The sequence below is a fragment of the Pseudomonas sp. FeS53a genome, assembly GCF_000931385.1.
Taxonomy (GTDB): Bacteria; Pseudomonadota; Gammaproteobacteria; order Pseudomonadales; family Pseudomonadaceae; genus Metapseudomonas; species Metapseudomonas otitidis.
The window spans coordinates 141,293-155,086 of the sequence record NZ_JYFT01000052.1 but is presented as its reverse complement, the minus strand read 5'-3'; the positions used below and the strand labels follow the sequence as shown (position 1 = coordinate 155,086).

Annotated in this window: 7 protein-coding genes and 2 pseudogenes; 8 read left to right on the top strand and 1 reads right to left on the bottom strand. The window is 58.8% G+C overall.

Annotation, left to right across the window (positions count from 1 at the left end; translation table 11 throughout):
* The first annotated feature begins 34 nt into the window (after positions 1 to 34).
* The 6 genes and pseudogenes from SZ55_RS15440 to SZ55_RS27480 all read left to right on the top strand — a co-directional run bounded on the left by SZ55_RS15440 (position 35) and on the right by SZ55_RS27480 (position 11,895).
* On the top strand, positions 35 to 9,463 hold the full coding sequence (locus SZ55_RS15440; protein ID WP_044407765.1) for a hemagglutinin repeat-containing protein: 9,429 nt from the start codon (positions 35 to 37) through the stop codon (positions 9,461 to 9,463).
* Positions 9,463 to 10,017: a DUF6990 domain-containing protein gene (locus SZ55_RS27495; RefSeq protein WP_082078249.1), complete on the top strand. Its 555-nt coding sequence runs from the start codon at positions 9,463 to 9,465 to the stop codon at positions 10,015 to 10,017. Before SZ55_RS15440 ends, SZ55_RS27495 begins: the two co-directional genes overlap by 1 nt.
* Positions 10,018 to 10,169: 152 nt before the next feature.
* Positions 10,170 to 10,352 (top strand): annotated as a pseudogene (locus SZ55_RS29100) (putative toxin); the annotation flags it as partial.
* Positions 10,353 to 10,509: 157 nt separating this feature from the next.
* A complete protein-coding gene (locus SZ55_RS28695; protein WP_236692435.1) occupies positions 10,510 to 10,845 on the top strand; it encodes a hypothetical protein in 336 nt (111 codons plus the stop codon).
* Between the two features lie 77 nt (positions 10,846 to 10,922).
* On the top strand, positions 10,923 to 11,270 hold the full coding sequence (locus SZ55_RS28690; RefSeq protein ID WP_236692434.1) for a hypothetical protein: 348 nt from the start codon (positions 10,923 to 10,925) through the stop codon (positions 11,268 to 11,270).
* Positions 11,271 to 11,487: 217 nt separating this feature from the next.
* Positions 11,488 to 11,895, top strand: coding sequence for a hypothetical protein (locus SZ55_RS27480; RefSeq protein WP_082078247.1), 408 nt, complete (start codon positions 11,488 to 11,490; stop codon positions 11,893 to 11,895).
* 245 nt (positions 11,896 to 12,140) lie between these two features.
* Here SZ55_RS27480 and SZ55_RS15435 read toward each other — a convergent pair.
* Positions 12,141 to 12,623, bottom strand: a pseudogene (locus SZ55_RS15435) (IS5 family transposase); the annotation flags it as partial.
* Between the two features lie 532 nt (positions 12,624 to 13,155).
* On the opposite strand from SZ55_RS15435, the gene SZ55_RS29095 reads away from it, so the two are divergent.
* Both SZ55_RS29095 and SZ55_RS15425 read left to right on the top strand, forming a co-directional pair.
* Positions 13,156 to 13,272 (top strand): HNH endonuclease, encoded by a 117-nt coding sequence (locus SZ55_RS29095; protein WP_201774872.1) that lies wholly within the window; start codon positions 13,156 to 13,158, stop codon positions 13,270 to 13,272.
* Complete coding sequence (locus tag SZ55_RS15425) at positions 13,269 to 13,646, top strand: hypothetical protein (protein WP_236692432.1); 378 nt, start codon at positions 13,269 to 13,271, stop codon at positions 13,644 to 13,646. The genes SZ55_RS29095 and SZ55_RS15425 overlap by 4 nt, the downstream gene beginning before the upstream one ends.
* The last annotated feature ends 148 nt before the right edge of the window (positions 13,647 to 13,794 follow it).

Genomic DNA, 13,794 nt, shown 5'->3' with positions numbered 1-13,794 from the left:
GATCAACGCCGAACTGCACGCCCGGCAACTGGCAATGGTCACCGGCCGCAACGACGTCGACGCCACCACCCTCGCCGCCACCGCCAAGGCCGACGACGGCACCGACAAACCCCAACTGGCCATCGACAGCAGCGCCCTGGGCGGCATGTACGCCGGCGCCATCCGCCTCGTCGGCACCGAACAGGGCGTCGGCGTCAAACTGGCCGGCGACATGGCCGCCAGCGGCGGCGACATCCAGATCGACGCCAACGGCAAGCTCACCCTCTCCCAGGCCGCCGCCAGCCGGGATATCGCCCTCAAGGCGCAATCGATCGAACTGGGCAACAAGACCTACGCCGGCCGTAACGTCAAAGCCGAAGCGGCCCAGAGCCTGACGCTGGAAAAAGACCGGAGCCTGGCGGCCGGTGCGCAGATCGACCTGAAGGCCGAGCAGCTCGGCAACCAGGGCGTGATCGAAGCGGGGGTCAATCGCGACAACAGCCGCAACACCACGGGTGATGTGAAGCTCAGTGGCGGCTCCCTGCGTAACCAGGGCACCGTGGTGGCCAGCCGAGATCTCGAGGCCGCGCTCACCGGCACGCTGGATAACCGCGCAGGTGCTATCAGCGGCAAGGTCAACACCCGGGTGGCGGCCAAGGCGCTGGACAACCGCGACGACGGCCTGCTGCTGTCCAAGGGCAGCGTCACGGTGGATGCCGAATCACTGGACAACCGCAAGGGCGCGATTGCCGCCGACCAGTCCCTGAACATCAAGGTCGCCCAGCGCCTGGACAACCAGGAAGGTGAGCTCTCCAGCCGAGCAGCGACCACCATTGACGCCGGACAGCTGGACAACCGGGGTGGCCAGCTCAGCGCAGACCGCACCCTGACCGTCAGTGCCGACGCGCTGGACAACAGTGCAAAAGGCACCTTGAGCAGTCGCGGCAGCCTGGTGGTGCAGAAGGCGGCCCTGAACAACCAGGGCGGTACCGTCGTTGCCGATCAGCGCCTGGACATCACCGGCCAGCGCCTCGACAACCGGGGTGGCGTGGTCAGCAGCAGGGGCAATGCGAGCGTTGCGGTAGAGGGCGTTCTGGACAACGCCGGGCCGGGCCGTGTCGTGGCCGAAGGCGCGCTCCAGGTCACTGCCCGCGAGCTGCGCAACAACGCCGCCGGCCAGGTGGGGGCAAAGGGTGACGTCGAGATCAAGGTCGACACCCTTGCCCAGCAGGGCGGCGAGTTGCTCAGCCAGGGCCACCTGAGCCTAGAAGCACGGCAGCTGGACAACCTCAGCGGCGGCCTGATTGCGGCTCGCCAAGGCATCGATGTGCGCGTCAGCGAGCGCCTGCGCAACAGCGGCGGAGAAATCTCCACCCAAGGCCAGGCTGACATCCGCGCCCAGGCCATAGCCGGACAAGCCCCCGCCGTACTGGACAACAGCCAGGCCGGCCTTATCTCGGCCGACCAGGGCCTGACCCTGACCGTCCAGCGCCTGCTCAACCACACCAAGGGCGTGCTGACCGCACGTGATCGGCTGGTGGTCCGGGGTGAAAGCCTGGACAACAGCGCCGGTGGCGTGGTCAACGGCCAGGGCAGCCTGGACCTTACCCTCCAGGGCGGGCTGGTCAACCAGCAGGGCCTGATCACCAGCACCGCCGGCCTGCACCTCGAGGCGGCCAGCCTCGACTCCAGCCAGGGAGGCGAAGTGTCCTCCAAGGGCGACCTGCGCCTGAGCGTGGCTCGCCTGATCCAGCAGCAGGGGCGCCTGATCGGCGAAGCCGCCGTGCACCTGGACCTGCAAGACGGCGACCTGGACAACCGCGGCGGCCTGCTCAGTGCCAAAGGGCCGCTCACCCTCGAACGCCTTGCCAGGCTGGACAACCGGGGAGGCGAGCTGTCCAGCCGCCAGGGTTACAACCTGAAGGCGCAGGCCATCGACAACGGCGACCAGGGCAAGCTGATCAGCACGGGCCAGCTCGACATCGACCTGGGGCAAGGCGCGCTGCGCAATGCCGGAGCCGGACTGGTCTCCGGCTGGAAAGGACTGACGGTCAGGGCCGGCAGCCTCGACAACCGCAGCCAGGGCACCCTGTCCAGCCGTGATGGCGACCTGCAGATCACCCTGAGCGGCGCGCTGGACAACCGCGATGCCGGTGCCCTGGTCGGCAAGGGCGCGCTCTCGGTCGACGCACAGCGCCTGGACAACCGCACAGGGGGCGTCGTCTCCAGCGTGGGCGACCTGAGCCTCACGCTCGCCGATACCCTCGACAACCGCACCGGCCAGATCAGCAGCCAACAGGCGGCCAGCATCCACGCCAACCGCCTGGACAACAGCGCGGGTGAGCTGACCAGCAAAGCCGCGATGACCCTCACCCTGACCGGGCAGTTGATCAACGCGCAAAAGGCCCGCCTGGCCAGTGGCGGCCCGCTGGTGCTCCAGGCTGCCGCCCTCGACAACCGCGGGGGCAGCCTGATCAGCCAGCAGCTGATGAAGCTGACCACCGGCGACCTGAACAACGCCGGTGGCACCCTGGCAGCTCGCAATGGCCTGGAACTGCTGCTCAGCGGCGTGCTGGACAACAGCGCCGATGGCCTGGTGCACAGCCAGCAAGGTCTCATCGACCTGCAGGCGCAACGCCTCGACAACGAGGGCGGCAACCTCAGTGGCCAACAGGGCGTGGTCGCCAGACTGGAGGGCGCGCTGAACAACCGCAGTGGCCGCCTCGAAACCACACAAGGCGACCTGGACCTGCGTAGCACAGGCGACCTGGACAACCACGGTGGCGTCCTCAACAGCCTGCAGGGCGGGCTGACCGTCACCAGTGGCGGAGCGTTCGACAACGCCTCGGGCACCGCCCAGGCGCAAGCCGTGACCGTCACCGCCAAGGCCCTGGGCAACCAGGGTGGGCATCTCTCTGCACTCAGCGGCGAAACCCGCATCGACCTGGGCACTGGCACCCTCCAGAACCAGGGGGGCGGCCTCTACGCCCACCAACTGCTGAACGTGATCGCCGGCGATTTCGACAACCGGGCCGACAGCGGAGGCGAGGGCGGCAAGGTGGCCGCCGAGCGCATCGACTTCACCCTGTCCGGCGCCCTGCGCAACGGCAACGGCCTGCTCGAAAGCAGCAGCACCCTGCGCCTTGCCGCCGCTCGCATCGACAACCAGTACGGCCGCCTGCGGGCACTGGGCCAGGCAGGGAGCACCCGGATCCTCGGTAGCGCGCTGGACAACCGCAACGGCACCCTGGAAACCGCCAACGCCGAACTGGCGCTGGACGTCGATGACCTCTACGGCACCGGCGGCAGCATCGTCCACACCGGTGCCGGGCGTTTCGGCCTCAGCACTGCCCAGGTCATGGGCGGCGGGGGCAACCTCAGCACCCAGGGCAGGCTGAACCTCAGCGCCAGCAACTGGACCAACAGCGGCGTGCTGGAGGCGGACCAACTGGTCCTCGACATCGGCACCTTCACCCAGACCGCCAGCGGCAAGCTGGTTGCACGGCAGTCCTTCAGCGGCAGCGGGGAGAACTGGACCAACCACGGCGTGCTCGCCAGTGACGGCAGCTTCACACTCAACCTGAGCGGCGCCTACACCGGCCAGGGACAGCTCTCCAGCCTGGGCGAGCTGACCCTGAACACGGGCAGCCTCGATATCGCCAGCAGCGCCCGGATCGCAGGGGGCGCGGCCAGCACCCTCACCGTCAGCGGACTGCTGGCCAACCAGGGACGCATCACTTCTGCCGGCAGCCTGACGGCCCGCGCCGGCACCCTCGACAACTACGGCACCCTCGGCAGCGCCGGCCTGTTGCGCCTCGAGACGCCATCGCTGCTCAACGAAAAAGGCTTGATCTTCAGCGGCGACGACATGGCGTTGCGGGTCAAGCGCTTCACCAACCGCTATGCCGACGTGTACAGCCTGGGTCGACTGGACGTCGCGCTCGACGACGCCGGAGCCTGGGCGAGCAGCGTCAGCAACTTGTCCGGCAACCTGGAAAGTCAGAGCGACCTCGTTCTTCGTGCATCGACCCTGGAAAACCAGCGCGACGTCCTGAACATCGATAACAAGGGGGTCTATACCGCACGTGTCACGGAGCTGCCGTGTAGCAGGCAATACGTTGGCGACTGCAAGGGGGGGAACCGTAACGGCATTTTCCAGGTCGTCCAGCGTGACAAGCTCGAGGTATCGGGCAGCGCTGCTTCCAACATTACCGCCGGGCGTAACCTGGTCATCAATGGCGGCGAATTACTGAATAAGGCCAGCAACATCGCTGCTGGTGATGGCCTGAACATCGAGGTCGCCAACCTCAGCAATGTGGGGATCGTTGGGGGTGAAACTCAGACCACCCGCACCTTCGTTACAGCCCGTAAAACGTTGGGCGGACACATAGGCAGGGCGAATGAAATCACCCAGAAATACTGGTTCGAGAGCCCAGGGTACAACCCGAACGATATAGGCGGCCTGCAAGGTGCAGTCAGCAACTTCATTTCCCGAACCGAGAGTGAAATCTACAGCCTTGGCAAGACTGAACAGCTTTCCACGGGGGACCAGAGTTACGCCGCTGTAATCCAGGCCGGCGGCGGAAAGGTGGAGGTGCGCACCGGTAATAACTTCGATAGCAGCGTGATTCGCCCCGGCTACACCTACATCGGCGGCGGCAAGCGCACTGATACCAGCGCACCGGGATCGCAAGCCTCGACTGTTGTCACCTTTAATCCTCAACTGCCGCCGGACCTGCAACAGTTGCAGGTCAACCCCCTGACATTGCCCGGCTTCAGCCTGCCACAAGGTGATAACGGGCTGTTCCGCCTGAACACCCAGGCAGCCAATGACGATGGCGCCAGCCAGGCGAAAAGCCTCGCCAACAGCGGCGCCTGGCAGGTGCAGGGCAGCCAGGTTGCGGGTAGCACCCCGGCGGATACCGGCACACGAGCACCCTCGGGGGTTGGCCAGGTCTCCATGGGCGAGGTGCCCGTCAAGGGCCACAAGTACCTGATCGAAACCAACCCGGCTTTCGCTGATCTGACGCGCTTCCTCAACTCCGACTACCTGCTGGGCAAGCTGGGATACGATCCGGACAAGGCCCAGAAGCGCCTGGGCGATGGCCTTTACGAACAGCGATTGATCCGCGAGGCAGTGGTGGCTCGTACGGGCCAGCGTTACCTCGCCGGTCTAGGCAGTGATGAAGCACTGTTCCGCTACCTGATGGACAACGCCATCGCCAGCAAGCAGGCCCTCAACCTCGCCCTGGGCGTGAGCCTGAGTGCCGAGCAGGTCGCGGCCCTGACCCACGACATCGTGTGGATGGAAGAGCACGAAGTACAGGGCGAGAAGGTCCTGGTGCCGGTGCTCTACCTGGCCCAGGCGCAAGGCCGCGTGGCACCTAATGGCGCCCTTATCCAGGGCCGTGATGTCACCCTCATCAGCGGCGGCAGCCTGAACAACCAGGGCACCCTGAAGGCCAGCCAGAACCTCAGTGCCAGTGCCGTCAACCTCACCAACAGCGGATCGATGCAGGCCGGTGAGCGCCTGAGCCTGCTGGCCACCGAGAGCATCCGCAATGCCCAGGGCGGGATCATCGCCGGGCGTGATGTCTTGGTGAAAGCCCTGAGCGGCGACCTCACCAATGAGCGCAGCATCACTGACCACCAAAGCGCCGTGGGCGATCAGCGCTGGCGTGCGAGTTTTGCCGACAGTGCTGCTCGCATCGAAGCACTCAACCGCCTGGAGATCAGCGCTGGCCGAGACGTCAGGAACTTGGGGGGCGCGCTAGATAGCCGTGGAGACCTGGCGATCCAGGCAGGGCGTGACGTCGCCATAAGCTCGGTTGAACTCAACCGCGAACGCATAAACGGCACGCGATCGGCGACCCGCAGTACCACACAACTGGGGGCTGCAGTCAGCGCTGGGCGTGACCTGAGTGTGACTGCAGGGAATGACCTGAATGTGGTCGCCAGCGCCGTTCGTTCAGACCGTGACCTCAGCCTCTCCGCCGTACGCGACGTGACCATAGCCTCGGCAGCAGACGAGCAGCACCGTTACAGCAAGTCCAAGAAAGTCACCAGCCAGCAGGATAGCGTGACCCAGGTGGGCAGTGAGCTCAGTGCCGGCGGCGACCTGTCGGTGAAGGCTGGCGAAGACCTGCGCGTCGTCGCCAGCCAGCTCAAGGCCGAAGACGAGGCCTACCTGTACGCCGGCGGCGATCTCGAGCTGCTGGCTGCACAGAACAGCTCCTATGCCTCCTACTACTCGCGCAAGAAAAAGGGCGGTGCATTCTCCAGTTCCACCAAGACGCGTTATAGCGTCGATGCCACCAGCGAGGCCCAGGGGAGCCTGGTCAGTGCCAACACCGTGGACCTGCGCGCCCAGAACGACATACGTGTCCACGGCAGTGACGTGGTGTCGACGGAGCGCACATCCCTGCAGGCCGGCCGCGATGTCGATGTTCGCGGCGTTACCGAAAGCCATTATCAGGAGCGCTACGAACAAAAGAAAAAGTCCGGCCTGATGAGCAGCGGCGGTATCGGCATCACGCTGGGTTCCTCAAGCCTCAAGGGCAGCCAGCAGAGCACCGTCGAAACCACCCGGGCCAGCACGGTTGGCAGCGTACAGGGGGACGTGGAAATCCAGGCCGGCAAGGCCTTGGGCGTCACAGGCTCGGACGTGGTTGCGGGTCGTGACATCCGTCTGACCGGACAGGAAGTGTCGATCAGCGCCGCCGAGAACCACAGCCGCAGCGAGCAGCGCCAGGAAAGCAAAAAAAGCGGCCTGACCCTGGCCCTCTCCGGTGCAGTGGGTGCCGCCGTCAATACCGCCTATGAAACTGCACAGGCTGCGCGTGATTCCGAGCAGTCTGGCGATAGCCGCATGGCAGCCCTGCAGGGCGTCAAGGCCGGCTTGAGCGGTTATCAGGCCTGGCAGGCGGCTGAGCAAGGCGGTATGACCGCCGACAACGCTAGCCAGTTCGTGGGTATCAGCCTGTCGCTGGGTACCCAGAAGTCCAGCTCCAAGCAGGTCCTGGAACAACAGGTCAGCCAGGGTAGCAATGTCAATGCCGGGCGGGACCTGAGCATTCAGGCCCGGGGTGTGGAAGGTCAGGGCGGTGACCTGAACGTGGCCGGCAGCGGCCTCAAGGCAGGGCGTGACCTGACGCTCGATGCAGCCCGGGACATCAACCTTGAAGCCGCCGCGAATACCCAGAAGCTCACCGGCTCCAACAAAAGCAGTGGCGGCAACGTCGGCATCAGCCTGGGGGTCAGCGATAGCGGCGCCGGCTTGAGCATCTTCGCTAACGCCAACATGGGCCGCGGCATGGAAAAGGGCAGCGGCACCACCTGGGAAGAAGCGAAGCTGGATGCAGGAAACCAGGTCAAGCTCAGCAGTGGGCGTGACGCCACCCTGCAGGGCGCCCAGGTTAACGGTGAGCGCATCGTGGCCGATATCGGCCGCGACCTGACCCTGCAAAGCTTGCAGGACAGTGACCGTTTCGACGCCAAGCAACAGAACGTCAGCGCGGGCGGCAGCTTCACCTTCGGGACCATGACGGGGAGCGGCTACATCAGCGCCAGCCAGAGCAAACTGAAGTCGCGCTATGACAGCGTCCAGGAGCAGACAGGCCTGTTCGCGGGCCAGGGCGGTTACCAGATCGATGTTGGCCAGCACACCCAACTGGATGGGGCGGTCATCGGCAGTACTGCCGAGGCCGAAAAGAACCGCCTGAGCACCGGCACCCTGGGTTGGAGCGACATTCGCAACAAAGCGGAGTTCAGCAGCCAGCAGCAAAGCGTCGGGATCAGCAGCAGCGGCTCTGCCGGCCAGCAGTTCCTCGGCAACATGGCCAGCGGGCTTGTCAGCGGGCTGAGCCGCAACGGCGAGGACAGCAGCAGCACCCGCGCAGCCGTATCGGAAGGTCAGATCGACATCCGCGACACAGAGAACCAGCAGCAGGATGTCGCCAGTCTCAACCGTGATGTCGAACATGCCCACCAGGCCCTGAGCCCGATCTTCGACAAAGAGAAGGAGCAGCGCCGCCTGCGGGAGGTCCAGGCCATCGCCGAGATTGGCAGCCAGGTCATGGACATTGTTCGTACCGAAGGGCAGATCAAGGCCACGCGTGAAGGCAAGGAGGCGCTGGAGCGCCAGGGCATCCGCCAGCCGGGCGCAGGTGCCAGCGCAGACGAGCGCAAGGCCTACCAGGATGCGCTCGTAAACAGCCAGGCCTACAAGGACGCCATGGCCCCCTACGGGACGGGTGGCGACTACCAGCGTGCCGCCCAGGCCGTGACGGCGGCCTTGCAAGGGCTGGCCGGAGGCAATATCAGCGCTGCCGTAGCGGGAGCTGCCGCCCCCTACGTCGCCCAGACCATCAAGCAGGCTACAGGCGACAACGACAACGCCCGACTCATGGCCCATGCCGTACTGGCCGCCGTGGTGGCCAAGGCCCAGGGTAACTCAGTCGCCGCCGGCGCCGCTGGCGCAGTCAGTGGCGAGCTGATGGCCGACCTCATCGCCAAGAAGTTGTACAGCGGCACCCCCGTAAAAGACCTGAACGAAGAGCAGAGGCAGACGATATCGGCCCTGTCCACGCTGGCCGCCGGCCTGGCCGGGGCCGCCGTGGGGGGCGATGCCGCGAATGCAGTCGCGGGGGCTCAAGGTGGGCGTAACGTTGTCGAAAACAATGCCTTGAGTGACTTGGTAGATGCTCAGGCTCAGGGCAAGACTCCTCAGCAGATCGCGGCAGAGCGTGTCAACGCAGAGAATGAGCGCTACAGGAAGGAAAACTGTGCAGGCCTCAACTCAGAAGCATGCGCAGTCAAGATGTACACTGAGCGCCGCGAAGAGCTCAACGGCATCCTGTCTTTTGGCATGGATTTCGTGCCTGTGGTCGGGGATATCAAGGGGGTCGCGGAAGCAGAAAGCGCTCTTGATTATCTGGCAGCAGCAATCGGTCTCATACCGATGGCAGGAGACGCTGCAGGGAAGATCATAAAAAATGCAGAGCGGGCGCTGGAAGCGGGCGATATTAAAACCGCTTCAGAGCTCATAAATAAAGCCAGTCATGAAATAGATGGCGTATACAAAGGCTCAAAAGGTAACGCCAACGTCCCAAGACTCACCATAAGGGATCATTACGATCACCACTTAAATATGGTGGATGACATCAAGGAGCAGCTTTCATCTCAAGGATACAGAGTTAGTAAGAAGGAAATATCGTTTGGTAGTTCCTGTGGTGCAGGGCGTTGTAGGCCAGATATTGTGGCTGAAGCGCCTGATGGAACTATTAGAATTATTGAGGTTAAGACGGGAAATGCAGATCTGAGTATTCGCCAGTCAGAAATTTTTCCTCAAATTAGAGACGGTAGTTCAATTCCAAGAGGAAAAGTAGCTGAAAGCTTTGGCCTTACTCCCGGCGTGCCGTTGAAGGATCAAGGTTATCCCAATGGTATTCCTATAGAAATAATCAACTTCCCCGGTGCTAGGTGATGAAAGAAAGCGAATTTGTTTCAATTATGAAGCAGCAAGGTTGGACTTGTAAGAAGGATGAGGTGGGTGACTATTTTTGCATAATTGCTGTTGGTGATATTCAAATTCATGTCATTCCATTTATAGGTAAGCGAGCAGACCATTTTAGGGTCTCGCTTGACCCTTCCATTTCATCAAGAGAGTTCTCCGAGGCTGTCGGATTTATTTGTGGGAAGAGTGGATATTATTCTCCGGTCATTCTTAGTAATGAACCTCCTAAAAAATTAGCTAGTCTTTCTGCTGAAGATATACTGCAACTCGCTGATGAAGCTATATCATGGGCTCGGTCTCAAAGCTTGGAGGATGGGCTAACGACTTATAGGGGGCTGCCAACTAATGCCAAAGGTGCAATGCCACTTAGGCATCTAGCTGCCTTAGCGATAGCCGGGGATGTTGAACGATTAGAAGGTTACAAGCAGAGCTTTGCTGAAGGAGATAGGCTCGGATTTGTACCGTATATCACTGTCGATATGGTTGATCGAGCGATCTTGATAGCAAGAAAATATAAAAAATGATTAGCCATAAATAGCCCCGGAAATGCCGGGGCTATTTGTTTCACTCCGCCGTGATCACCAAACAGCCCTGCATCACCTGGATGCGTATCCGTTCGTTGACCTCGAAGCCGGCTCATTGCAGCCATTAGCCGCATAAGAGCGGCGTCGAGTTTGAGAAGCAAGTGGTGGAAGCGTTTGACCATGTGGGCGGAGTGAAGAACACTACGCCTGTGACGGTTTCGGTCAACGGCGTTCAGGTAACAACGATTCCGGATATGTGGGGGAAGTCCCTTGGTGGGATTTTGGAAGCTAAGAATGTCAAAAATCTTTCAATGTCGCACCAATTGCGAGCGTAGATTCAACATGCTAGCGAAACAGGCCAGTCCTTAAATCTTGTTGTAAGTCCTAGAGCAATCAATGTTTCTGGTGAACTTATCAGGCAGGGACGAATGATCGGTGGTGATGTTTATAGATACAATCCTGCTACTGGTGAGTTGATGAAATTCTAATGCCATGAAGCCATATATTCAGATTTCAGTTAGAAGCAAAATCGAAACGGTTGGCTGGGACGTTGGTAGCCAGCTACTTGAGTCTTTATACTTGAATGACGGTCTGCTTACGCCAGAGTTTGTTTCGCACAATGCGGACAAAATAACTGAGGTTTTTGAAGGTAAGGAGCAAGCGGAAAGGCTCTGGGCGGAGAAGGCCTCTATAGGCGCTAATGGAAGTCTTTCGGATTTTTTTCTTGATTTTTCTTGGAAAAGGAAGAAATCTTTTAGTCCTCTGGTCGCATCAGTCATATGTTTCGAAATATTCGAAATCAAATCATACCGGCAGATATATATCTGAATTCTGTATTTAGCGAGAAAATTGATTGGTATCAGCTCTTTAAAGTCTGGTGTGAAATATTCCCTCCCCAACTCGGTATGCTGCACTACTTTACGGAGTCGGAGCTATTGCCTCACCAGGTGAATGGAAGCTTCCAGATTGGTTCGTTCAATGTGGCACTGAAGCCGAATGTGCCAAATATTGGTTGGGCGATGTTCTACGGGAGTGAATTTGCCGAGAAGGTCGATGCAGACCGGATTGCCAGTGCCGGTTTCCCTATTGGAAAGATGGGCGACGGATACTTGGTAAAGGTCACTGAGAACATTCGAGAAGTCCGTGATGACTTCCCGCTATTTTCTCGCCGACGTGCCGAGCTTAAAAAGTTGTTTCCCGAAGGATTCTTCCTGATTCAGGACGAACCCGCCAGTGAAAAACCCAGCTCGTGAGTTGGGGTTTTTCTCTCTCCGCCGTAATCACAAACAGCCCTGTATTACCTATGTGCGTATCCGTTAGTTGACCTCGACAATAGCAGAGGCTACGTGAAGCTTGAATTGCCATGCGAATAATTCAGAACTGGCTAGTCAGTATTCAAAAGCGTTTACAGAAGCGGGTGTTGAAAATTTTAAGTTTGTGATTACTCCAGTGAAAAATTGAGGTTGCGTAATGAGTGATCAATTTGAAGAATTAGAGCGGATACTTGGTGGAAAGCTGGAAAGAGCAGATGCCAGAACTGTTCCAGGAACTGATGATGTAGCTACTCGAGAGGCTATTTATTTCTCTGATGATGGGAGGAATAAATTAAAAAAGCAGTTTAAGAACATAACCTGCTTTACTGAATCGCCAAATGCAACTTGTGGTGGTATCAATGAGGCTGGGTGCGATATTACACCCCCAGGTGGCCCCCTTTTTCATGCAGCCATATATCACGGCGATCTTGCTGGTTGGCGAAAGGACATGGAGGAGGGCGGCAAGGGGCTTGGATTACTCCTTGCTCGAATAGAGGGTGATAAGTTTGTTATTTCGGATGGGCGCTCATTTTTGCTCTCAGAATGCAAGATAGAATTCACCTGAAAATAACGGGGCAGATTACTTTTGTTGGTCTTGGCTTATGAGGTTCAATGGGAGGAGCTCTGAGAGGTTTGCTTTGAAAAAACCGGTAGGTTTGGGATGTCTAATAAGGTAAATATTTGTTAGTTCTCTGGATGGGATGTGGGTGTGGGTGGTGAGATTTATCAAGGATTGGTGAGGTTTTGGTTGCGATCTCTCCTACTGATGCCGAAGTAGAGCTGGTAGAGAGCGAATTTTCTCCAGAGGGGGATGTCGCTGGCCTGCCCGGGTGACAGCATGAATCGGAGAGGTATCCCGTTGGCATCGCAGATCAGGTGAATCTTGGTGGGTTAGGCCGCCTCGGCTACGTCCCAATGCATGATCTACCGGTTCTTCTGGCTCCCCTTTTTCCCGGCGCCAGAAGAGGCTCGGGTTGCACGCACCGCGGTGGAGTCGATCATCCACGTATCCAGGTCGATCAGGCCTTCCTGATTCAACCGGACGTGCAATCGCTCAAGTACTCGGTTAAACGTGCCGTCGTCTCGCCAGTCACGGAACCGTTGATAAACCGTCGACCACGGGCCGAAACGTTCCGGCAGATCACGCCAGGCGGCTCCGGAGCAGAGGATCCAAAAGATGCCGTTGAGCACCAGCCGATCATCACTTCGAGGTCGGCCCATCTTCTGTTCCGGGGCAACCAGATCCTTGATCAACTCCCAGCCCGCATCTGGGAGTTCGTAGCGCCTTGCCATGTGGGGCCTCCAGTCAATCATGGTGGCGATTCTACCTGTACCGACTTTTCGTACAGAACCTAGGTTCTGTACGAAAATGCTGGCGTAAGCATCGCTGCGTACAAGCCAGGGTGACCGTTGCGGTAAAGTTCTTGGCAACTTTTCGTAACGGGTGCCGAGTCTTCGGTTCTCTTTTGGCCAGCCAAAAATCCGCTCGATGATGTCGCGCTGCTGACAGCCAATCATGGCGGCAAGTCTACTTGTCCGAATTCTCGTACAGGGCCTCAGAAATGAAAGAGGTAGAGGCTATTTCCATCCTTGAAAAGAATGGTTGGAGTTACGGGGCTGATGAAGTAGGGGGCCGCTCTTGCACTTTTTATGATGTGGTTGCATTTGATACGCAGATATCAATTGAAATCTTCAAGTCTGCGAGCTATGAAGGGTAGAGAAATTTGCGACCAAATATTTATTAGGGGCTATTCAAAAAGGTCAAGTGAAAGCGACAGGTTTTACTGCTAAGCAGCTTCAGCAGATTAACGCAGGGGCAAAGTAAATTGATGGCTATACGTGGCATCATCATCAGGATAGTGGGCGAATGCAGTTAGTCCCTGAACTGATTCATTCAAAGACGGGGCATATCGGTGGCGAAGCCATGGGAGGTGGGATGTGAGTCTGAATGATACTGGATGTTTCGGCGATGAGTTGATGGCATTTGTTATCACCTGTCTTTTTTGTGGGGCTATAAGCAGGGATGAGCTTAATACGTGGTGTGTGCAAGCACTATTGCTAGATGATGCCCCTATGTTTCTGTATGACTTAATGGATTTTTATGACGAAATTTTTAAGATCTATCAGGTAGTTGGCTATGTACCTCACTGGGAGCATGAGGAAGACGACGAGTATGCTTTATATGGTATTGCTATTCGTCGAGGATTTGAACCTTACAATATGCCTTTGGCGCCAGATAAAGCGCTTGCGTATCTTGAGGCGAGGCCAGATATTGAGCGATTGTTTGGTCAGGTTTTTGATTTTATCAAGCTGTAAGTTGGGGCGAAAGAGGTTGCAGGTAGCGCTACGACGGTTGGGACGAAAGTTGGCCGAAAGACTAGTCTAGCTCCCGAAATAAAACAGCATTCAGATGGAAGCTATCGAGCCCCTGATGGAAAGTTTGCAAGCCCGACCGGCGTATCTC